The 21182-nt window shown below is 72.0% G+C and carries 18 protein-coding genes; 7 read left to right on the top strand and 11 right to left on the bottom strand.

The genetic code is table 11. From position 1 onward, the window contains the following. The first annotated feature begins 38 nt into the window (after nucleotides 1-38). Nucleotides 39-1106 carry a PQQ-dependent sugar dehydrogenase gene (locus ACGFNU_RS08700; RefSeq protein ID WP_392591524.1) on the top strand — a complete coding sequence of 356 codons (1068 nt, stop codon included), beginning with the start codon at nucleotides 39-41 and terminating at the stop codon, nucleotides 1104-1106. 45 nt (nucleotides 1107-1151) lie between these two features. Here ACGFNU_RS08700 and gatB read toward each other — a convergent pair whose 3' ends face one another. The 3 genes from gatB to gatC all read right to left on the bottom strand — a co-directional run bounded on the left by gatB (nucleotide 1152) and on the right by gatC (nucleotide 4526). Then, nucleotides 1152-2636 (bottom strand): Asp-tRNA(Asn)/Glu-tRNA(Gln) amidotransferase subunit GatB, encoded by a 1485-nt coding sequence (gene gatB / locus ACGFNU_RS08695; RefSeq protein WP_392593456.1) that lies wholly within the window; start codon nucleotides 2634-2636, stop codon nucleotides 1152-1154. Nucleotides 2637-2718: 82 nt separating this feature from the next. Next, nucleotides 2719-4227, bottom strand: a complete 1509-nt coding sequence (gene gatA, locus ACGFNU_RS08690; RefSeq protein WP_392591522.1) for an Asp-tRNA(Asn)/Glu-tRNA(Gln) amidotransferase subunit GatA — start codon at nucleotides 4225-4227, stop codon at nucleotides 2719-2721. Further along, nucleotides 4227-4526: an Asp-tRNA(Asn)/Glu-tRNA(Gln) amidotransferase subunit GatC gene (gene gatC / locus ACGFNU_RS08685; RefSeq protein WP_392591520.1), complete on the bottom strand. Its 300-nt coding sequence runs from the start codon at nucleotides 4524-4526 to the stop codon at nucleotides 4227-4229. Before gatC ends, gatA begins: the two co-directional genes overlap by 1 nt. A 169-nt stretch (nucleotides 4527-4695) precedes the next feature. Here gatC and ACGFNU_RS08680 point away from each other — a divergent pair, with 169 nt between their 5' ends. Next, nucleotides 4696-4962, top strand: coding sequence for a DUF6458 family protein (locus tag ACGFNU_RS08680; protein ID WP_392591519.1), 267 nt, complete (start codon nucleotides 4696-4698; stop codon nucleotides 4960-4962). Nucleotides 4963-5226: 264 nt separating this feature from the next. Here the strand turns inward: ACGFNU_RS08680 and ACGFNU_RS08675 are convergent, their stop codons facing one another. From ACGFNU_RS08675 to mnmA, 5 genes are all read right to left on the bottom strand, one after another. After that, the gene (locus ACGFNU_RS08675) at nucleotides 5227-7425 is read right to left on the bottom strand and encodes a putative bifunctional diguanylate cyclase/phosphodiesterase (RefSeq protein ID WP_392591517.1); all 2199 of its coding nucleotides are present in this window, start codon (nucleotides 7423-7425) and stop codon (nucleotides 5227-5229) included. A 512-nt stretch (nucleotides 7426-7937) separates the two neighbouring features. Then, nucleotides 7938-10109, bottom strand: a complete 2172-nt coding sequence (gene ligA / locus ACGFNU_RS08670; protein WP_392591515.1) for an NAD-dependent DNA ligase LigA — start codon at nucleotides 10107-10109, stop codon at nucleotides 7938-7940. Nucleotides 10110-10200: 91 nt separating this feature from the next. After that, entirely contained in the window at nucleotides 10201-11202 is a 1002-nt protein-coding gene (locus tag ACGFNU_RS08665; protein WP_392591513.1) for a methionine synthase, read from the bottom strand. A gap of 61 nt (nucleotides 11203-11263) precedes the next feature. Beyond that, entirely contained in the window at nucleotides 11264-12088 is an 825-nt protein-coding gene (locus ACGFNU_RS08660) for an LLM class F420-dependent oxidoreductase (protein WP_392591511.1), read from the bottom strand. 31 nt (nucleotides 12089-12119) lie between these two features. Then, nucleotides 12120-13199, bottom strand: a complete 1080-nt coding sequence (mnmA, locus tag ACGFNU_RS08655; RefSeq protein WP_392591510.1) for a tRNA 2-thiouridine(34) synthase MnmA — start codon at nucleotides 13197-13199, stop codon at nucleotides 12120-12122. 63 nt (nucleotides 13200-13262) lie between these two features. Here mnmA and ACGFNU_RS08650 point away from each other — a divergent pair, with 63 nt between their 5' ends. Then, complete coding sequence (locus ACGFNU_RS08650) at nucleotides 13263-14297, top strand: DUF695 domain-containing protein (protein ID WP_392591508.1); 1035 nt, start codon at nucleotides 13263-13265, stop codon at nucleotides 14295-14297. A 10-nt stretch (nucleotides 14298-14307) separates the two neighbouring features. On the opposite strand, the gene ACGFNU_RS08645 is transcribed toward ACGFNU_RS08650, so the two are convergent. Together ACGFNU_RS08645 and ACGFNU_RS08640 are read right to left on the bottom strand one after the other, a co-directional pair. Next, complete coding sequence (locus ACGFNU_RS08645; RefSeq protein WP_392591507.1) at nucleotides 14308-15156, bottom strand: DUF1206 domain-containing protein; 849 nt, start codon at nucleotides 15154-15156, stop codon at nucleotides 14308-14310. Nucleotides 15157-15220: 64 nt separating this feature from the next. Next, nucleotides 15221-15457, bottom strand: a complete 237-nt coding sequence (locus ACGFNU_RS08640; RefSeq protein WP_392591505.1) for a hypothetical protein — start codon at nucleotides 15455-15457, stop codon at nucleotides 15221-15223. Nucleotides 15458-15603: 146 nt separating this feature from the next. On the opposite strand from ACGFNU_RS08640, the gene ACGFNU_RS08635 reads away from it, so the two are divergent. Next, a complete protein-coding gene (locus ACGFNU_RS08635; protein ID WP_392591503.1) occupies nucleotides 15604-15849 on the top strand; it encodes a hypothetical protein in 246 nt (81 codons plus the stop codon). 80 nt (nucleotides 15850-15929) lie between these two features. On the opposite strand, the gene ACGFNU_RS08630 is transcribed toward ACGFNU_RS08635, so the two are convergent. Next, nucleotides 15930-17093 (bottom strand): cysteine desulfurase family protein, encoded by a 1164-nt coding sequence (locus tag ACGFNU_RS08630; protein ID WP_392593455.1) that lies wholly within the window; start codon nucleotides 17091-17093, stop codon nucleotides 15930-15932. A 131-nt stretch (nucleotides 17094-17224) separates the two neighbouring features. Here ACGFNU_RS08630 and ACGFNU_RS08625 point away from each other — a divergent pair, with 131 nt between their 5' ends. The 3 genes from ACGFNU_RS08625 to ACGFNU_RS08615 all read left to right on the top strand — a co-directional run bounded on the left by ACGFNU_RS08625 (nucleotide 17225) and on the right by ACGFNU_RS08615 (nucleotide 21077). Continuing rightward, the gene (locus tag ACGFNU_RS08625) at nucleotides 17225-17746 is read left to right on the top strand and encodes a TetR/AcrR family transcriptional regulator (RefSeq protein ID WP_392591501.1); all 522 of its coding nucleotides are present in this window, start codon (nucleotides 17225-17227) and stop codon (nucleotides 17744-17746) included. A 217-nt stretch (nucleotides 17747-17963) separates the two neighbouring features. After that, nucleotides 17964-19208, top strand: a complete 1245-nt coding sequence (locus tag ACGFNU_RS08620; RefSeq protein ID WP_392591500.1) for an MFS transporter — start codon at nucleotides 17964-17966, stop codon at nucleotides 19206-19208. Between the two features lie 60 nt (nucleotides 19209-19268). Next, complete coding sequence (locus ACGFNU_RS08615; protein WP_392591498.1) at nucleotides 19269-21077, top strand: serine/threonine-protein kinase; 1809 nt, start codon at nucleotides 19269-19271, stop codon at nucleotides 21075-21077. Nucleotides 21078-21182: the final 105 nt, after the last annotated feature.

Below are 21182 nucleotides of genomic sequence, written 5' to 3'. Positions count from 1 at the left end.
CGCGTCCGTATTACTGACGACACGGAGGGCGGTCCCGAATGCGAAGACTTGCGATCTTGATGCTCCTGCCGCTGGCGGCATGCTCGTCCAGCGCCGGCGAGGGCACGGCGAGCACCCCGGCGCCACCGCCGACCTCGCCCCAGGCCCCCGCCCAGCCCCGCGACCTGACGACGAACCTCGCCGTCCCGTGGGCCGTCGCGTTCCTGCCCTCCGGCGACGCGCTCGTGACCGAACGCGACAGCGCCCGCGTCCTCCGGGTCACGCCCCAGGGCCAGGCGACCCCCATCGGCAAGGTCCCCGGCGTCGCCGCCGCGGGCGAGGGCGGCCTGATGGGCATAGCGGTATCCCCCACCTTCGCCCAGGACCGCTTCATCTACCTGCACTTCACCGCATCGGACGACAACCGCGTGGTCCGCTTCCGCTACGACAACGGGATCGGCCCACTGCAGCCCATCGTCACCGGCATCCCGAAGGGCGACAACCACAACGGCGGCCGCATCGCGTTCGGCCCGGACAAGTACCTCTACATAGCCACAGGCGAGACCTACAAGACCCACCTCGCCCAGGACAAGAAATCCCTGGGCGGCAAGATCCTCCGCGTCACCCCCACCGGAGAACCGGCCCCGGGCAACCCGTTCGGCTCACGCGTCTGGACCTACGGCCACCGCAACGTGCAGGGCCTGGCCTGGGACGACCAGGGCCGCATGTACGCCACGGAGTTCGGTCAGAACACCTACGACGAGATCAACCGCATCGAAAAGGGCAAGAACTACGGCTGGCCCGAGGTCGAAGGCGTAGGCGGCAAACCCGAATACACCGACCCCCTCCTGACCTGGTCCACCGACGAGGCATCCCCGTCCGGCCTGGCCTACGCGAAGGGCTCCCTCTGGGCCGCCGCCCTACGCGGCGAACGCCTCTGGCAGATCCCCCTCACCGCCGACGGCGAGGCCGCCCGCCCCGTCCCCCACTTCCAGGACCGCTACGGCCGCCTCCGCGCCGCCGTCCAAGCCCCCGACGGCACCCTCTGGATCACCACCAGCAACAAAGACGGCCGAGGCGACCCGGCCCAAGGCGACGACCGAATCCTCACCCTCCCCCTCCCCTGAGCCGCTGTCCCGTGGTGGGCCACGGGACAGCGACGGACAGCGGGATCAGGCGGCGCCGAGTTTTTCGAGGATGAGCTCGCGGGCTCGGCCTGCGTCGGCTTGGCCTCGGCTGGCCTTCATGACGGCGCCTACGAGGGCTCCGGCGGCGGCCACCTTGCCGCTGCGGACCTTGTCGGCGACGTCGGCGTTGTCGGCGATGACCTGGTCGATGATCGCGGCGAGGGCGCCGTCGTCGGAGACGACCTTGAGGCCGCGGGCGGCGACGACCTCGTCGGGCGTGCCCTCGCCGGAGAGGACGCCCTCGAAGACCTTCTTGGCGAGCTTGTCGTTCAGCTCACCGGCGGCGACCATCGCCTGGACGCGGGCGACCTGGTCGGGCGTGATGGGGAGAGCGGTCAGGTCGACGCCCTGCTCGGTGGCCTGGCGGGACAGCTCGTTCATCCACCACTTGCGGGCCGAGCGCGGGTCGGCGCCCGCGGCGATGGTGGCCTCGATCAGGTCTACCGCGCCGGCGTTGACGACGTCGCGCAGCTCCAGGTCCGAGAGGCTCCACTCCTGCTGGACGCGCTTGCGGCGGGCGGCGGGGAGCTCGGGCAGGGTCGCCCGGAGCTCCTCGACCCACTCGCGGGACGGCGCCATGGGGACCAGGTCGGGCTCGGGGAAGTAGCGGTAGTCCTGCGCCTCTTCCTTGCTGCGGCCGCTGGTGGTGACGCCGGTGTCCTCGTGGAAGTGCCGGGTCTCCTGGATCACGCGCCGGCCCGCGTCGAGCACGCCTGCCTGGCGTTCGATCTCGGAGCGGACGGAGCGTTCGACCGAGCGCAGCGAGTTGACGTTCTTGGTCTCGGTGCGGGTGCCCCACTCGGAGGCGCCGCGCGGCATGAGAGAGACGTTGACGTCGCAGCGCATGGAGCCCTCCTCCATGCGGACGTCGGAGACGCCGATGGAGCGGACCAGCTCGCGCAGCTCGGTGGCGTAGGCGCGGGCCACGAGGGGCGCCTTGTCGCCGGTCGCCGGGATGGGCTTGGTGACGATCTCCACGAGGGGGATGCCCGCGCGGTTGTAGTCGACCAGCGAGTGGTCGGCGCCCTGGATGCGGCCGGTGGCGCCGCCGACGTGCAGCGACTTGCCGGTGTCCTCCTCCATGTGGACGCGCTCGATCTCGATCCGGTACGTCTCGCCCTCGACCTCGACGTCCAGATGGCCGTCGACGCAGAGCGGCTCGTCGTACTGCGAGATCTGGAAGTCCTTCGGCATGTCCGGATAGAAATAGTTCTTCCGGGCGAACCGGCACCACTCGACGATGTCGCAGTTGAGCGCCAGGCCGATCTTGATGATGCCCTCGATGGCGGCGTGGTTGGTCACCGGCAACGAACCGGGCAGGCCCAGGCACACCGGGCAGACCTGGGTGTTGGGCTCCGCGCCGAACGTGGTCGGGCAGCCGCAGAACATCTTGGAGTCGGTGCCGAGCTCGATGTGGGTCTCGATGCCCAGCACCGGCTCGTACCGGCTCAGCGCCTCTTCGTACTTCACGACGGTCGGCGTGGTCACGGCACCTCCTTCGTCGGCGCCGTGACCAGGGGTGCTGTGTTCATTGTTCCCTCGCTTCGCTCGGTCACGCGGCAGCCTCCGCGAGCTCGGGGGCCTTGGCCAGCAGCGGGCCGCCCCACCGGTCTTCCAGGGCCTTCTCGACGGCGGCGCCGACGCGGTAGACGCGGTCGTCGCCGAGGACGGGGGCCATGATCTGCAGGCCGACCGGCAGCCCGTCCTCGTCGGCGAGGCCGCACGGCACCGAGATGGCCGCGTTGCCGGTGAGGTTGGACGGGATCGTGCACAGGTCGGCGAGGTACATCGCCATCGGGTCGTCGGCGCGCTCGCCGATCGGGAACGCGGTCGTCGGCGTGGTCGGCGAGACCAGCACGTCGACCTGCTCGAAGGCGTTGTCGAAGTCGCGCGAGATCAGCGTGCGGACCTGCTGCGCCTTGCCGTAGTACGCGTCGTAGTAGCCCGACGAGAGCGCGTAGGTGCCGAGCATGATCCGCCGCTTGACCTCGGCTCCGAAGCCCTCGGCCCGGGTCAGCGCCATGACCTCCTCGGCGCTGCGGGTGCCGTCGTCGCCGACGCGCAGGCCGTACCGCATCGCGTCGAAGCGCGCCAGGTTGGACGACGCCTCGGACGGGGCGATCAGGTAGTAGGCGGGCAGCGCGTAGGCGAACGCCGGGCAGGACACCTCGACGACCTTGGCGCCGAGGGACTCCAGCAGCTCGACGGCCTCATTGAAACGGTTGGTCACGCCCGCCTGGTAGCCGTCACCGGCGAACTCCTTGACCACACCGACGCGCAGGCCGTTGACGTCGGCGCGGCGGGCGGCCTCGACGACGGGCGGGACGGGCCGGTCGATGGACGTGGAGTCCATCACGTCGTGGCCGCTGAACGCCTCGTGCAGCAGCGCCGCGTCGAGCACGTTCCGCGCGAACGGGCCGGGCGTGTCGAGCGAGGAGGCGAACGCGATGATCCCGTAGCGGGACGAGCCGCCGTAGGTCGGCTTGGTGCCGACGATGCCCGTGACCGACGCGGGCTGCCGGATCGAGCCGCCGGTGTCGGTGCCGGTGGACAGCGGCGCCTGGTACGCGGCGACCGCGGCCGACGAGCCGCCGGAGGAGCCGCCGGGCACACGGCTCAGGTCCCACGGGTTGCGGGTGACGCCGTACGCGCTGTTCTCCGTGGAGGAGCCCATCGCGAACTCGTCCATGTTGGTCTTGCCGAGGATCACCAGCCCGGCCTCGCGCAGCCGCGCCGTGATGGTCGCGTCGTACGGGGGCCGCCAACCCTCAAGGATCTTGGACCCGGCCGTGGTCGGCATGTCGAGGGTCGTGAAGACGTCCTTGTGCGCGATCGGCACCCCGGCCAGCGGCCCGAGCTCCTCGCCGCTCGCGCGCCGCTCGTCGACCCGCCGCGCCTGCGCCAGCACGGTCTCCTCTTCGACGTGCAGGAACGCGTGCACCTCGCCGTCGACGGCGCGCACCCGCTCCAGATGCGCCTGGGCGACCTCCACCGCGGAGGTCTCACCCGACGCGATCAGCGAGCCCAGCTCCGCCGCGGTCTTCTTGATCAGCTCCCCCATCACGCCTCCTCGTCCAGGATCCGCGGGACGCGGAAGCGCTGCTCCTCGGCGGCCGGGGCGCCCGACAGCGCCTGCTCCGGCGTGAGGGACGGCCGGACCTCGTCGGCCCGGTAGACGTTGGTCAGCGGCAGCGCGTGCGAGGTCGGCGGGATGTCCTCCGCGGCGACCTCCTGCACCCGCGCGACCGCGGAAATGATCTGATCGAGCTGGGCCGCGAGGTGATCGAGCTCGTCCTCGCCGAGCGCCAGCCGGGACAGCCGGGCGAGATGAGCCACCTCGTCACGGGTGATGGCCGACATGTGAAAACACCGTTCCTGGCGATCGATTGGGTTGCCGCCCATCCTATGGGCGCGCTGAGCTCCGGCCGACCGGTTTACCTGGCACACGCCGCACCCGGCGATCTGTTTCATATCTGCACATGGGGAACGGAACTCCCGTACGTCCGAGGACGAACGAGAGGAGAGCGCCGTGACCATCGGTGGCAGCATCGCCCTGATCATCATTGGTGCGATCTTGACCTATGCCGTGAACTACGAGTTCAGCGGCGTCGACATCCGCGTGGTCGGCATCATCCTGATGCTGGGCGGACTGATCGGCCTGGTCATCGGCATCGCCCGCATCGCCTCCGCCCGCCGCCGGGTCGCCGCGCCCCCGTCGGCGATCCGCGAGGAGCGCTACTACGAGGACCCCGCACTCGGCTACGAGGAGCCCCCGGCCCGCCGTCGCCGCTACTGATCCTTTTTGTTGGCCCTCCTGAGCCGCGCGCTCGCGGAGCGTGTACGGGCAGCCTGATTCGAGCCGCGCCGTGTGGATGCCTCCGTTGACAGAGGCGGCGCATATGAATGCCGCCGGCGCCTAAGGCGTCCGTTAGCGCATGTGGAGTGCGTACTTGGGTTCAGCCTGCCCGCATGCGCACTCACGAGGGCGCGATCCGAGTCAGCCGCCTGCATGCGCACGCGAACGCGCTACCTGAGCCTGAAGCGAGCCCCAGGCGAGGCTTCAGCGCGAAGATCGCGAAGCGATGTCGCGTTCGCCGCTTTCACGGTTCGGCTCCGAGCCGCCGGGCTCGGAGCCGAGGCCGGGAAAGCTCTTTGAACTGCCGGGAAAGCTCTTTGAACTGCCCGGGAAGGCTTTGATCCAATCCGTGGCGGTGGCGGCGTCCATGGGGCGGCCGAAGTGCCAGCCCTGGGCGGCGTCGCAGCCCATCTCGCGCAGGAGGCGGGCGGTCTCGGGGTCTTCGACGCCTTCGGCGACCGAGCGGAGGCCGAGGGTGCGGACGAGGTCCACGATGGAGCGGACGATCACCGCGTCCTCGGCCGAGGTGGCCAGCCGCTGCACGAACGAGGCGTCGATCTTGAGCTCTTCGACGGGGAGGCGCTTGAGCCGGACGAGGGACGAGTAGCCGGTGCCGAAGTCGTCCAGGCTGAGCGGGATGCCGAGCTCGGCCAGCGCGCCCACGGTGTCGGAGGCGTAGGCGGTCTCGTTCATCAGGATGCGCTCGGTGATCTCGAGCTGGAGGGCGGCGGCGGGCAGGGCGTGTTCGAGCAGGCCGGTCTCGATGGTCTCGGTGAGGCCGGTGTCGAGCAGATCGCGGCCGGAGGCGTTGACGGAGACCTGGACGGCCAGGTCGTCCTTCCACCAGGTGGCGGCCTGGGCGAGCGCGGCGTTGACCACGTAGTGGGTGATCGCCCGCATGAGGTAGGTCTGCTCGGCGATCGGCAGGAACTGGTCGGGGCCGAGGAGTCCCTGCTCGGGGTGGCGCCAGCGGACGAGCGCCTCCATGCCGACCAGCTGGCCGTCGTGGAGCGAGATCTTGGGCTGGTAGAAGAGCTCCAGCTCGCCGCGGTCGATGGCGCGGCGCAGGTCGCCGAGCATGCCGAGGCGGGCGGGCGAGTTGCGGTCGTTGCCGGGCGAGTAGACCTCGACGCCGGTGCGGTTCTCCTTGGCGTTGTACATCGCGACGTCGGCGCGCTGGAGGAGCAGCTCGAAGTCGGGCGCGTGGTCGGGGCAGAGCGCGATCCCGACGCTGGCCTCCAGGTCGAACGAGAGGCCGTCGAGCCGGACGGGCTCGCTGAGGGCGGCGCGTAGCCTGGCCGCCACCTCGCGCGCGGCGGCGGAGTCGCGGACGGTGGGCAGCAGCACGGCGAACTCGTCGCCGCCGAGGCGGGCCACGAGGTCGCCGGGGCGGACGCTGTGGGTGAGGCGGTGCGCGACGAGCTGGAGGAGCCGGTCGCCGGTCGGGTGCCCCAGCGTGTCGTTGACCTCCTTGAACCTGTCGAGGTCGAGGAGGAACAGCCCGACCTGGCCGCCGGGGTCGGCCTGCTTGCCGCGGCCCGCGCCGACCATGCCGCCGAACCTGCGGGCGGTGGCACCGCGCACCTCGGCGAGCGCCTCCTCCGTCCGCACGATCAGCATCTTGCGGTTGGGCAGCCCGGTCAGCCCGTCGTGCAGGGCCTGGTGCTCGCGGCGGACCGAGACCGAGGCGTTGAGGTAGACGGCGATGAACGGCAGCACGATGAGCGGCAGGAACCAGGCCGACCGGTCCATCGCCACGACCATCAGGGGCGCGAGGCCGAGCAGCGCCAGATGGACCAGGACCTGGTAGCCGATGTCCCAGCGCAGCGCCTTGATCAGTGAGACCCGTTCGTGCAGGGCGACGGCCGCGCCGACGAGGGTGTCGTTGCACATGAAGTAGACCGCGCCCGCCAGCGCGATGGCCGGCAGGTCCTTGCCCTCGGGCACCCACGGGTCGGCGGGCACGGCGTGGATGCCGCAGGCCAGGAGGGCCAGCTGGGCGGCGGCCAGGCTGAGCGTGTACTGCGCCACGTTGAACGCGATGCGGTGGGGCGTGCGCCCGCGGAAGACCCCGCAGGTGATGACCGCGACCGCCTGCAGGACCGCCGCGATCGGCAGCCCGGCGTAGAGCAGGGCGGCGAACGAGAACGTGGTGGACGTGGTCGCCCCGTTGTTCTCGGTGGAGCCGGGCGTGATGATCGGCCGAAGCTCGCCGAACACGATGAAGGCGCCGAGGATCAGGATGACCGGCATGTGGACGAGCGCGTCCAGGTCGGTCGCGGTCAGCCGGGTGAGCGTGGCGGCGAACGCGCCCACGCCCAGCGAGATGACCACGACGAAGAAGGTCCACAGCGGTGAGCCCCTGCGCGGCAGCGTGTTCCGCGTGTTGTTCGGGTCCTTCATCACATCCTCGGGGGGTACGGGAGGTCGTCCCCCGGCCGGTGCCGCCGGAGTACGAGGGGATGCCCCGGGCGGGCGGCGCGGGGTCGTACTCCCGGCTGAACGCGGCCGGCGGGTCCGGGGGTCGGCCACCGGCCGGCGCGGGGGCGCCGCCGGGGACCGGGCGTCCCCTCGGCCGGCACGGCCGGGGGGCAGGATTGTGGGTCCCCCGGGCCGCGGTGGCCCGGAGTCCGGGTCGGGCCCCGGGCCACCGTGGCCCGGGGTCGGGTCGGGCCGCATGGCCCGGGCGTCCCCGGCCGATGTCACCGGGGTGTGCCGCCGACTTCCCCGTCCGCTCACACCGCCGGAGGATCGGAGTGTGTGACCAGAGGGAGAGTACGACGATTGCTCAACTTCGCGAAACCGATTGCGTACGTTCCGTTATGCCCACTCCGCACCTTAACGCCACCAGTGGGTAGTGGGACAGTACCCTTGGGTAACTTCTCGCTGGTTATCTACGCAACGACCACGGGCCGTCATTCCTCCCCGCTCAGGGTTACGGCTTTGGCCGCATCTGGCCCATCGTCCAGCAGAACGCGAAATCCGTCCTCGTCGAGGACTGGAACACCCAACTTGACTGCTTTGTCGTATTTCGACCCAGGACTGTCGCCGACGACCACGAAGCCCGTCTTCTTCGAGACCGAACCGGTGACCTTGCCGCCGAGATCCTGGATCGCCTCCGTCGCCGAGTCGCGGCTGAAGCTCTCCAGCGACCCGGTGACCACCACCGTCACGCCCTCCAGCGGCCTCGGGCCCGCGTCGGCGCCCTCGTCCTCCATCCGGACGCCGGCGTCCCGCCACTTCTCGACGATCTCACGGTGCCAGTCGACCTCGAACCACGCCTTGATCGAGGCGGCGACGGCCGGGCCGATGCCGTCGACGGCGACCAGCTCCTCCTCCGTCGCGTTCATGATCCGATCCATGGAGCGCATCTCGCGAGCCAGATCCTGCGCGGCGGTGGGGCCGACGTGCCGGATCGACAGCGCCACCAGCACGCGCGCCAGCGGCTGCCGCTTGGCCTTCTCCAGCTCGTCGAAGAGGATCTCGACGGTCTTCTTGGGCTCGCCCGCCTTGTTGGCGAAGAAGGTGATGACCTTCTCGTCGCCCGTCTTCGGGTCGATCTTGGGCAGGCCGGTGCGCTGCTCGCGCACCACCGTCCGGATCGGCAGCAGCTGCTCGACGGTCAGATGGAACAGGTCTCCCTCGTTCTTGACCGGCGGGTCGCTGGGCTCCAGCGGCTGGGTCAGCGCCGTGGCCGCAACATAGCCGAGCGCCTCGATGTCGAGCGCCTTACGGCTGGCCAGGAAGAAGAGGCGTTCGCGGAGCTGCGCCGGGCAGAACTGCGCGTTGGGACAGCGGATGTCGGCGTCGCCCTCCTTCTCGTAGGCGAGCTCGGTGTCGCAGGCGGGGCACCGCGTGGGCATCTCGAACTCGCGCTCGCCGCCGTCGCGCAGCCCCGTCACCGGCGCGACGATCTCGGGGATCACGTCACCGGCCTTGCGCAGCACGACGGTGTCGCCGATCAGCACGCCCTTGCGCTTGACCTCGCTCGCGTTGTGCAGGGTGGCGTAGGCGACCGTGGAACGCGCGACCGTGACCGGCTCCATCACGCCGTACGGGGTGATCCTGCCGGTGCGGCCCACGCCGACCTTGATGTCGAGGAGCTTGGTGTTGACCTCTTCCGGCGGGTACTTCCAGGCGATCGCCCAGCGCGGCGCCCGGGACGTCGAGCCGAGCCGCCGCTGCAACGCGAACTGGTCGACCTTGACGACCACGCCGTCGATCTCGTAGCCGGGCTCGTGCCGGTTGTCGCCGTAGTAGCCGATGTAGTCGCGCACCGCGTCGAGACCGCCGACGACCTTGTAGAAGTCGCTGACGGGCAGCCCCCAGCCGCGCATCAGCTCGTACGCCTCGGACTGGCTCTCCGGTCGCTCGCCACCGCCCGTCCACGCGCCGAAGCCGTGCACGAGCATGCGCAGCGGCCGCTGGGCCGTGACCCGCGGGTCCTTCTGCCGCAGCGACCCGGCCGCCGCGTTGCGCGGGTTGGCGAACGGCTCCTTGCCCGCCTCGGCCTGGACGGCGTTGACCTGCTCGAAGCCCTCCTCCGGCAGGTAGACCTCGCCGCGCACCTCCAGCGTCTCGGGCCAACCCGAGCCCTTGAGCCGCGCGGGGATGTCGTCGATCGTGCGCACGTTGTTGGTGACGTCCTCGCCCGTACGGCCGTCGCCGCGGGTGACGCCGCGCACCAGCCGCCCCTTCTCGTACACGAGCGCGATGGCCAGACCGTCGATCTTGAGCTCGCACAGGTAACCGGCGACCTCGCCGACCTCCCTGACCACTCGCTCGTCCCAGGCGAGGAGCTCGTCGCCGCTCATCGCGTTGTCGAGGCTCTGCATGCGCTCCAGGTGCGCGACGGTCGCGAAGTCGGTGACGATCGGCGCCCCGACCCGCTGCGTCGGCGAATCGGGCGTGACCAGCTCCGGATGGTCGGCCTCCAGCCCCTGGAGCTCGCGCATCCGCTTGTCGTACTCGGCGTCGGTCCACGTGGGATTGTCGAGGACGTAGTAGCGGTAGTTGGCCTCGTCGATCTCCTGGCTCAGCCGCGCGTGCCGCTGCGCCGCCTCGGTCGGAACACCCTCGATGCTCATGACCTCATTCTGTCGTGCGCCACTGACATTCCAACCAGCGGGCACGCACATTCTGACCAGCGAAGACCCAGCGAGAGCCCAGGAACGCCGATCAGGCGTCGGGCGCCTCGTGCAGCGTCCGGGCGGTCTCCCGGCAACGCTTGAGCGCGGCCCGGACGTACGCGGGCGACGCGCCCGCGAGGCCACAGGACGGCGTGATGACGACCTGCTCGCCCAGCCGCGCGATCGGGAAGCCCAGCCGCCGCCACAGCTCCCGTACGGGGGCCGCGGTGGCCTGGAGCCGCGGCAGCGGGACGTCCGTGCCCGGCACCACGCCGAGCAGCAGCCCCACACCCGCGTCGATCGTCTCCCCCACCGCGTCGTCGTCCCGCTTGGGGACGAGGCTCAGGTCGGCGGAGATCGCCTTCGCCCCGGCGCCGCGCAGCAGCCCGTACGGCACGTTCGGCGCGCAGCAGTGCACGATCGGGAACGCGTCCGAGGCTTCGATGATCTGCCGGAGCCCTTCCTCGGCGATCGGCGCCTCGATCGCCCGCAGCCGCGAGAACCCGCTCGCGGTCGGCACGGTCCCCGCGAGCGCGGCCGGGAGCCCCGGCTCGTCGATCTGCAGGAGGATCTCGGCGTGGGGCAGCCGCCGCCGCACGTCCGCGACGTGCCGGGCGACGCCCTCGGCCAGCGAGGCGGTCAGGTCGCGCACCGCGCCCGGGTCCTTGAGCGCGCGGTCGCCGTGGCGGAGCTCGATCCCGGCCGCGAGCGTCCACGGCCCGCACACCTGGATCTTGAACGGCCCGTCGTGGCCGCCCGCGAGCTCCTCCAGCACGTCCAGATCCCGGACGAGATGATCATGCGATCGCCGGGTGTCACGGCCAGGCCGGTCGGAGAACCGCCAGCCGGAGGGCTCCACCCGCACGGCGAGATCGATCAGCAACCCCGCCGTGCGGCCGATCATGTCGGCGCCGGGGCCGCGCTCGGGCAGCTCGGGCAGATGCGGCAGGCCGGGCAGCTCGCCCAGCACGACCCGCAACGCCTCGGCCGAGTCGGTGCCCGGGTAGGAGCCGACGCCGGTCGCGCTCCCCGCCTCCCAAGGAAAGTCCACGCCACAACCCTAGGGCGGCCCCGAGGCGCTCAGAACACGGCCACCTCAGTACACGGCCACCTCAGAACAGGGCCGCCATGGCGTCCAGCCGCCGGAGCGTGTCGGCCTCGGCCTCGGTCGGCAGGTTGAACAGCACCTCGTCGACGCCCGCCGCGGCCAGTTCGGCGATGATCTCCGGCTTGGGCACGACGGCGAACATCGTGACCGGCACGCGCCGTCCGGCGCGTTCGCGCAGCTCGGCGATCTGTGCCGGCAGGTCCGCGGTGCCGCGGCCGTGGATCGGCATCCACCCGTCGCCGAACTCGGCGACCCGGTCGAACGTGGTCGGCCCGGAGCCGCCGACCAGCACCGGCGGATGCGGTTCCCGGACCGGCTTGGGGTAGGAGAAGACGGGGTCGAAGTCGACGAACTCGCCGTGGAACTCGGCCTCGTCCTTGGTCCACAGCTCCTTGACGGCCAGGACGCGCTCGCGCAGCAGCCGCATGCGGGTCGCCGGATCGGTCCCGTGGTTGCGCAGCTCCTCGCGGTTCCAGCCCGCGCCGACGCCCAGGACGGCGCGGCCGTCCGAGACCCGGTCGAGCGAGGCCACCTCTTTGGCGAGGTGGATCGGGTCGCGCTGGGTGACCAGGGCGATGCCCGTGCCGACCCGGAGCCGCTCGGTCACCGTGGCTGCGGCGGTCAGCGCGACGAACGGGTCGTACGTCCGGTAGTAGTGCCGCGGTAGCTCAGCGCCCCCGGGCCAAGGGGTTTCACGCTTGACCGGGATATGCGAGTGCTCGGCAAGGAACAGCGAGGCGAACCCCCGTTCCTCCAGCGCCCGGCCAAGGGCGACGGGGCCGATCCCATCATCGGTCACGAACGTCGAGACGCCGAATTCCACGGTCACTCCCTCAAATCGTCCACAGAACGTGGTTTCGCTAGGCGGGCACGCGGACGGTGTCGGCGATGGTGGCCGAACCGAGTACGCGGTCGCCCTCATAGAGGACGGCGGCCTGGCCGGCGGCGACGCCGCGGGCGGGGCGGGTGAGACGGATGACGAGACGGTCGTCGCCGTCCGGCTCGGCCACGCAGTCGTACACCTCGCCGTGCGCGCGCAGCTGGACCTGGCAGCCGAACGGCCCTGCCGGGACCTCCGTGAGCCATACCGGACGCTCGGTGGTGATCTCGGTCACGTCGAGGGCCTCGCGCGGACCCACGGTGACGGTGTTGGTGACCGGCGAGATGTCGAGGACGTACCGCGGCTTGCCGTCGGGGGCCGGGGTGCCGAGCCGCAGGCCCTTGCGCTGGCCGATCGTGTAGCCGTACGAGCCCTCGTGCTCGCCGACCTGGTTGCCGTCGAGATCGACGATGGGGCCGGCGGCGGCGCCGAGGCGTTCGGCCAGGAAGCCCTTGGTGTCGCCGTCGGCGATGAAGCAGATGTCGTGGCTGTCGGGCTTGTCGGCCACCTGCAGCCCCCGCCGGCCGGCCTCGGCCCGGATGTCGGCCTTGGTGGTGTCGCCGAGCGGGAACATCGCGTGGGCGAGCTGCTCGGGCGTGCAGACGGCCAGGACGTACGACTGGTCCTTGCCGCCGTCGACCCCGCGCCGCAGGACGCCGTCCGAGAGGCGCGCGTAGTGCCCGGTGCACACCGCGTCGAAGCCGAGCGCCAGGGCCTTGTCCAGCAGCGCCTCGAACTTGATCTTCTCGTTGCAGCGCAGGCAGGGGTTGGGCGTGCGGCCCGCCGCGTACTCGGCCACGAAGTCCTCCACCACGTCGTGGTGGAACCGCTCGGCCAGATCCCAGACGTAGAACGGGATGCCGATCACGTCGGCGGCCCGGCGGGCGTCCCGGGAGTCTTCCAGGGTGCAGCAGCCGCGGGCGCCGGTGCGGTAGGACTGCGGGTTGCTCGACAGGGCCATGTGCACGCCGGTGACGTCGTGCCCGGCCTCGGCGGCGCGGGCCGCTGCGACGGCTGAGTCGACGCCGCCCGACATGGCGGCCAGTACGCGGAGAGTCATAACTTCTCAAGGGTAAGCGGCGTGGGCGGGGGGACGGCAATTCCGCGTACGATGATGCCCGCCATGGGAATCTTTCGCCGTCCCCGCGACACGTCAGCCGCGACACCGCTTCCTGCGATCATCGACTTCTGGGAGTGGTGGGCACAGGCCCGCCCCTCGATCGAGGACGCGCTCGGCGACGGGCTGTCGGCTGAGCTGGTCGAGGAGCTGTCCCGCCGGGTCAGCAAGATCCACCCCGAGCTGCAGTGGGAGATCGGGGGGTCCGAGGAGGACGGCCCGTCCCTCACCGTGACGAGCGGCGGCGATCCCGAGCTGCGCGGGCTGTCCGAGCGCTGGTACCGCGTCGCGCCCACGGGCACCCGCTGGCGGTTCCACCCGGCGCGGCAGGCCGATCACGACATGCTGGGCCAGCAGCTGCTGCTCGGCGACCACGAGTTCGACCTCGAGTACGTGCGGTTCGGGATGCGCGCCGACCAGCTCCGCGGCCGCGTCGACATCACCGCCTACCACCCCGACTTCCTGTTCGTGGCCGAGGAGCAGCAGGTCCAGGTCGCGCTGCACGTCCTCGACTGGGCGCTCGGCGAGGACGACGTGGCCCGCTGGATCGGCGAGGTCCGCATCGCCACCGAGGCGCCGATGGACGCGCTGCCGCCCGCGATGCTGCCGGTCGTCGTCGAGCAGGTCACCGAGGACTTCCGCGAGCTGACCTGGCTCGCCGGTGAGGGCCGCACCCCGCGCGGGCATCCGTCGCAGCTGCGGGCCCGGTTCCCGCTGCACCGCCAGGACTACCCGCTCTGCGACCAGCATGTGGCGATCTCGGTGCCGTACGCCAGCAGCAACCCGGACCGGCTGCCGGTCGACCCCTCGGCGGGGGCGCTGCGCAAGTTCGAGAAGAAGCTGACCGCCCTCGGCGACCGCGCGGTGCTGGCCGTCCGCGAGACCGGGGACGGGCTGCGGGTGTTCCACCTGTACGCCGACCCCGACTCGGGCGTGATCGCCGAGCTCGACCAGCTCGCGGCGAGCTGGTCCGAGGGCAAGGCCAAGGTGGCCTCCACCCCGGACCCGGGCTGGCGCAGCCTCGGCCCCTTCCAGCCGTAATACGCGCGCGCTAGGAACGCACGGCTTCCACCTTGCGCCAGCGCGCTTCGCACAGCGAGTAGGCCCCGAAGATCACCAGGCCGATGGCGACCGCGATGAGCAGCCAGGGGCCGGCGGGAGTGCCGGCCAGTTCGCGCAGCGTGCCGTCCAGGCCCTTGGCCTTGCCGGGGTCGAACGTGATCGCCGCGTACGCCAGGAACGTGCCGATGCCGATCGCCACGATGCCCCGGGCGATGTGCCCGACGACGCCCAGCACCTCGACGGTCCGCTGCACACGCCCGTCCATCCCGAACGTTTTGAGTTCCTTGCGGAACTTGCGGCTGGCCCCGCGCCAGATCTGGTGCAGTCCCCAGGCGATGACGCCGATGCCCACGGCGAGGACGAGCCATCGCCCGCCGGGCTCGCTCATCGCCCGCGCGGTGAACGACTTGGACTCCTGGTCACTGGAGCTCGACTCGTTCTTGAGCACGAACGCGAGCGTCCCGGCACAGCCCACCGTGTAGACGACTCCCCTGCCGAACGCCGACAAGCGCTTGCGCGCCTTGTGCCCGTCCGGCACCGGCTGCCCGTACCGCGCCTCGGAGAACCCCCACAGCGCCAGCCCAGCCAGCCCGATGACCAGCAGCCACAGCACGACGGCGCCGCCGGGCTTGCCGGCGATCTCCTGGAGGGCGCCGCCCTTGTCGGCCTCCTTGCCGCCGCTGTCGCCCATCCCCACCCGGACCGCCAGCCAGCCGATCAGCAGGTACAGCACTCCCCGCGCGGCCAGGCCCACCCTGGACAGCCGGTGAAACCACGGGTGTCCCGCCGTCTGCCTGCCGAGGCCACCCGAGCCCTTCCCGACCACGTTCGCCGTCATGGCAACCCCTTCCTCCGGACGGACAAGCAGTCCCCGCAGGAAGGAGCACCAAACACGGCCCGCCTCAGCGGCCGTGTGGCGGCGGCATCGGCGGCAGCCGGACGGTGAACGTCGACCCCGCGCGCTGGACGAGCCCACGCGGGCCCGCATGGAGGCGGGGGTCGACCGCGTCTGCGACGCCGAGCGCCGGGCGGGACGGCTCGGCCCGAACGGGGAGATCCACGCGCTGGGCGGGGTCCTGCGCGACGAGGCGTTCCTCGACCTGCTCGACCTGCTCGACCTGCCGGCCACCTTCCCGCACCTCTGGAGCGCACCGAGCCGGGACCCGACGGGGTCTACCCGCCGCCGGGAGCGGTCGAGATCAAGGCCGAGCCGGGCGACGCGTTCGTCTTCGATCGCCGGCTGTGGCACTCCCGGTCCCTCAACCACTCGACCGTCACCCGGAAGATGATCTTCCTCTGCTACACCTATCGCTGGATCCGCTGGTACGACGACGTGGCCATCGACCGCCGCGCCGACTGGTGGCGCGGGCTGAGCCCGGTGCGCCGCCAGCTCCTCGGCGACGGGGACGGGACGGCCACCTACTTCGGGATCTCACGGGAGCTGGGCGGCGTCTGGGACGACGAGATCCCGCTCCGCGCCGAGCTCAAGGCCGGGGGCCTGCTCGACCGGAGCCGCCAGTTCCTGCGTTAGACCGCTGCCGGACGGCCCTTGGACCGCCGCGCGGGCCCATCCCGCCCACCCGGGCCCGCGCGGCGCCACGTCCGTCACGCTCAGGTCAGGCCGGCGCGGCGGGCCCGTTCGACGGCCGGGCCGAGGGCCCCGGCCAGCGCGGTGACGTCGGCCTCGGTCGAGGTGTGGCCGAGCGTGAAGCGGAGCGAGCCGCGGGCGCGGGCCGGGTCGGCGCCCATCGCGAGCAGCACGTGGCTCGGCTGGGAGACCCCCGCCGAGCAGGCCGAGCCGGTGGAGCACTCGATGCCGCGCGCGTCGAGGAGCATGAGCAGCGCGTCGCCCTCGCAGCCGGGGAACGAGAAGTGCGCGTTGCCGGGCAGCCGGTCGGCGGGATCGCCGTTCAGGATCGCGTCGGGCACCGCCGCGCGGACCGCCTCGATCAGGCGGTCGCGCAGCGCCGTCAGGTGCCGGGCCTGCTCGTCCCGGCGGGCGGCCGTGACCTGGACCGCGGCCGCGAGCCCGGCGATGGCGGGGGTGTCGAGCGTTCCGGACCGCACGTCGCGCTCCTGGCCCCCGCCGTGCAGGACCGGCACCGGGTCGACGCCCTTGGCCAGCAGCAGGGCGCCGACGCTGAGCGGGCCGCCGAGCTTGTGGCCGCTCAGGGCGAGCGCCTGCGCGCCGCTGCCCGCGAAGCCGACCGGCAGCTGGGCGGCGGCCTGGACCGCGTCGGTGTGGAACGGGATGTCGTGCTCGCGGGCGATCGCCGCCAGCTCGGTGACGGGCTGCACGGTGCCGACCTCGTTGTTGGCCCACATGACCGTCACGAGCGCCACGTCGCCCGGATCGGCGCCGATCGCCTCGCGCAGCGTCTCCGGCCGGACCCGGCCGAGCTCGTCGCACGGCAGCCACTCGACCTTGGCGCCCTCGTGATCGGCCAGCCACTGGACGGCGTCGAGCACGGCGTGGTGCTCGATGGACGCGGCCAGCACGCGGGTACGGGACGGATCGGCCGACCGGCGGGCCCAGTAGATGCCCTTGACCGCGAGGTTGTCGGCCTCGGTGCCGCCGGAGGTGAAGATCACCTCGCTCGGCCGGGCGTCGAAGGCCGCGCCGATGATCTCGCGGGACTCCTCCACCACCCGGCGGGCGCGGCGGCCCACGGCGTGCAGTGAGGACGGGTTGCCCAACTCGCCCAGCTCCGCCGTCATCGCGGCGATGGCCTCGGGGCGCATGGGTGTCGTCGCCGCATGGTCGAGGTAGGTCACCACGCGCTCAACATTAGCCGCGCCCCGCCGATTCCCCTCAGCCGGTGCCACGGCTTCCCGCCCGCTGGTGCCGAGAGTCACATTTCGGTCGGTTGTTAACTGTACCGTCCGGTCGGTACAGTGGAGGGGTCATGAAGAAAGAAGCCCTCCTCGACGCCGCCGAGGCCGTGCTCAGCGAGCACGGCACACAGGCCCTCACGCTCACCGCGGTCGCGGACCGCGCGGGCGTGAGCAAGGGCGGGCTGCTCTACCACTTCTCCTCCAAGGAAGCCCTGGTCAAGGCGCTGGTGACGCGGGTCATCGACGAGTTCGACGGCCTGATCGCCGAGCTCGACGACGGCACGCCGGGCTCGTACAGCCGGGCCTACGTCGAGGCGACGTTCAAGGTGTTCACCGACGGCGCCCGCACCTACCGGCGATGGTCGGCCATCACGGCCGCCGCCACCGACCCGGAGCTGGCCGAGCCGCTCAACGAGGCGATGGCGCGCTGGCACGGCCGCGATCCCGCCGAGGATCGTGATCCCGCCGCCGGCAGGATCGTCCGGCTGGCGGCCGAGGGCCTCTGGGAAGTGATGAGCCATTGTCCCGAGCTCTACGGCGAAGCCGAGCTCGCGGCGCTGAGAGAGCGGCTGCTGGCCCTGCTCGAACGCTGACCCGGCCGCCCGCCGGGCCCGGAGCCCGGGCGCTGACGCCGGTAAGGGCCCGCCGCCCCGTCCGTTCATGGCCGCTCGACCGACCTTCGTGACCACCTGATCGACCCCGCCGTGCGCGCACGGCCGCTTTCGCGGTCCCCCTGTGCACGGCTTCCTCCCCTGTCCGGGGCCGCGCGGTGCGCGCACGCGCCCCGCCAATAGATGAAAGAGGTGAACCATGCTGTTCCGCGCTCGCCTTGGAACGTTCCTGACCTTCGCACTGGCAGGACTGCTCTGCGGTGTGTGGGTGGCCCGTATGCCCGCCCTGGCAGCCAAGTTCGGCACCAGCGAGAGCGAGATCGGCATAGTCGTCCTCATCTGGGGGGTCGGCGCGATCGTGGCCATGCAGGGTCTGCGCACCGTCATCGCGCGGGCCGGCAGCCGGTCCGTGCTGCGGGTCGCCCTCCCCCTGACCGCCGCGTCGTACGTCTTCCTCGCGCTCGCGCCCACCTACGGGACGCTGCTGGTGGCCGTGGCGCTGTTCGGCATGACGTTCGGGATCACCGACATCGCGATGAACGCGCAGGGCACCGTCGTCGAGCAGGCCCACCGCCGCCCGATCATGAGCGGCATGCACGCCGGCTGGTGCGTCGGCGCGATGAGCGGCGGTCTCTTCGGCGTCGCCACCGCCGCCGCGGGGCTCGGCTTCACGGCGACCGTCCTTGTCGCCGCGATCGTCGCGCTCCCGCTCGGCCTCGCGCTGGGCCGCACCTACCTGGCCGACCCGCCCGCGGCCGTCCCCGCCGACGGCGCCCGGCGCGCCCGGATGCCCATCGCGGTCTACCTGATCGGCGTGCTCGCGTTCATCGCATTCATGGCCGAGGGCTCGATCGCCGACTGGAGCGGCCTGCTGCTGCACGACGAGCTCGGCGCCACCCAGGCGGTGGCCGCGCTCGGCTACCCGATGTTCGAGTTCGCCATGCTGATCGGACGGCTGGGCGGCGACCGGCTGCGGACCCGGCTCGGCACCCGCCGCCTGCTGACGGCCTCCGGGATCGGCACCGCGCTCGGCATGACCGTCGTGGTCCTGGCCCCGTCGGCGCCGGTCGCCATCGCCGGGTTCTTCCTCACCGGCCTGGTGGTCTGCACGGTCGTCCCGACCACGATCTCGCTGGCCGGCACCGCCGCCCCCGGGCAGCCCGCCGCCGCGGTCGCCCAGGTCGGCGCCATGGGGTACGGCGGCCTGCTGCTCGGCCCGGTCGTGGTCGGCTTCCTGTCGGACGCCACCTCGCTCCGGCTGGGCGTCGGCATCGTGGTCGTGCTCGCCCTGATGATCGCCGTCGGAGCGCACTTCGCGCCGCTCGGACGGGGTGACCTCGCCGTCGCCGGTGGCCCCGCGGAGCACGCCGCCGACGCGCTCGACGCCGCCGGTGAGACCGCCGCCGCCCGAGTGGGCGGTGACCGGGAGCCCGTCGCGGCCTGACCGAAATACCGTCCATCCGGTATAACGCCCTTTGGGGCTTTGTAGCGAGGGGTGTGGCGGATGGGCGTGTGGCAGGTTCCGGGCTACAGCGAAGTGCGGGTTCTCGGTGAAGGCGCGCAGGGTCGCGTCGTGCTCGCCCGGCACGACGCGACCGGCGCGCCCGCCGCGATCAAATACCTGTCGGAGCGGCTGTGCGAGGACGCCCGCTTCCGGGAGCGGTTCCGCGGCGAGGCCGGCCTGCTGCGCCGCGTACGGAACCCGTACATCGCCCAGATGTGGGGGCTCGTCGAGGCCCCCGAAGGCGCCGCCATCGTCATGGAGGCCGTGGACGGCGCGTCGCTCAAGGAGGTCCTCGCCCGGCAGGGGGCACTGACGCCCGAGGCGTCGCTGACGGTCCTCAAGGGATCGCTGCTGGGCTTGGCGGCCGCGCACGAGATGGGCGTCGTGCACAGGGACTACAAGCCCGCGAACGTGATCGTGCGCGGGGACGGGCTGAGCAAGCTCATCGACTTCGGCATCGCCGTGGACGCGGGCGAGGCCGATCGGTCAGGCACCCCTGTCTACATGGCGCCCGAACAGTGGCGCGCCGAGCCCTCCTCCCCCGCCACGGACGTCTACGCGGCGACGTGCGTCTTCTTCGAATGCGTGACAGGCGACCGGCCGTTCACCGCCGGCGACCAGCACGCGCTGATGAACCTGCACCTCACCGGGGAGATCCCGGTCGGGCGGGTACCGGAGCCGCTCCGGGAACTGGTCGCCCGCGGACTGGCCAAGGATCCCTGGGGACGGCCCGCGGGCGCCGCCGCGTTCGTGTCCGAGTTGGAGAGCGCCGCGTCCGCCGCGTACGGGCCGGACTGGGAGGGACGCGGCGTGCGCGCCCTCGCCGGAGCCGCCGCCGCGCTCGCCATGATCTTCCCGCTCGCCGCCCTCGGCATGGCCCCGGCCGGATCGGCCGCCGCCGGAGCCGCCGGGGCGAGCGGCGCCGCCGGCGCGGGAGCCGGGGCCGGGGCGACCGGCGGAACGGCCGCCGCCACCGGAGGCCAGGGCGTCCTCGGCGTCATCGGGGCCAAGGGGGCGACGGCCATCGCGGGAGCGCTCGTCGTCACCGGCGTGGCGGGCGGAGCCGGATACTACGTGGCCACCGGGGACGACAAGCCGCGTCCCGCCCCGGCCCCGCCGCTGAGCTTCGCGCTCGCCGCCCACCAGACGTCCCTCGGCGACCCGCCGCTCCAGGGCAGCGGCCAGATCGTCCAGGTCAAGGGCGGCTCGAACGCGGCGCTGGTCAAGCGGATCAACGACGCGCTGCTGGCACCGGTGAGCAGCCGCGAGGCCGAGTACCGCAAGGCCATGACCACGTTCAAGGCCACCGCGTCGGCCGCGTCCGTCAAGGCGGGCGTCCGGCTGGCCGGCCCCCGCTACGTCTCGGTCCGCTACGACGTCGAGCTGCGCTCCAAGGAGATCACGCACGCCAGCTGGAACCGGGCCCGCACCGTCACCGTGGATCTCAAGACCGGCGTCGCGTTCAGGAACGCGGCCGAGATGGTCTCGCCGGCGGGCCTCACCGGCGCGGGCGTCTCCGGCTTCTCGGACCTGGTGCAGAAGGCCGCCGGAGCGGGCCCGACCTGCCTGCCGCAGATGCGCTACGCCGCCCGCGACCTCAGGAACGACGCGATCCTCTTCGCGCTGTGGCCGAAGGAGCTCGAAGTGATCGTGGACGCCCCCATCACCAGCGCGGCCCGCGAGGAGGCCTGCGGCCAGAACTCGGTCAAGATCCCCTACGACCGGCTCACCACGTTCCTCAAGCCCGAGATCCTCGCCGCGATCCCGTACAAGCCCTCGTCCCCCGCCCCGTCCCCCACCCGCTCCTGACGCCCCACCAAACGCCCGCCGCCGTACACGACCATGAGGCCGGCGGAGCCTGCGAGCACGCCGGTGCGATCGCTCGACCGCCGATGGCCCAAAGCTAAGACGCCC

This window comes from Spirillospora sp. NPDC048911 (assembly GCF_043198015.1).
Lineage (GTDB): Bacteria > Actinomycetota > Actinomycetes > Streptosporangiales > Streptosporangiaceae > Spirillospora.
The sequence above is the reverse complement of the archived record's forward strand: the minus strand, read 5'-3'. Positions and strand labels throughout refer to the sequence as shown.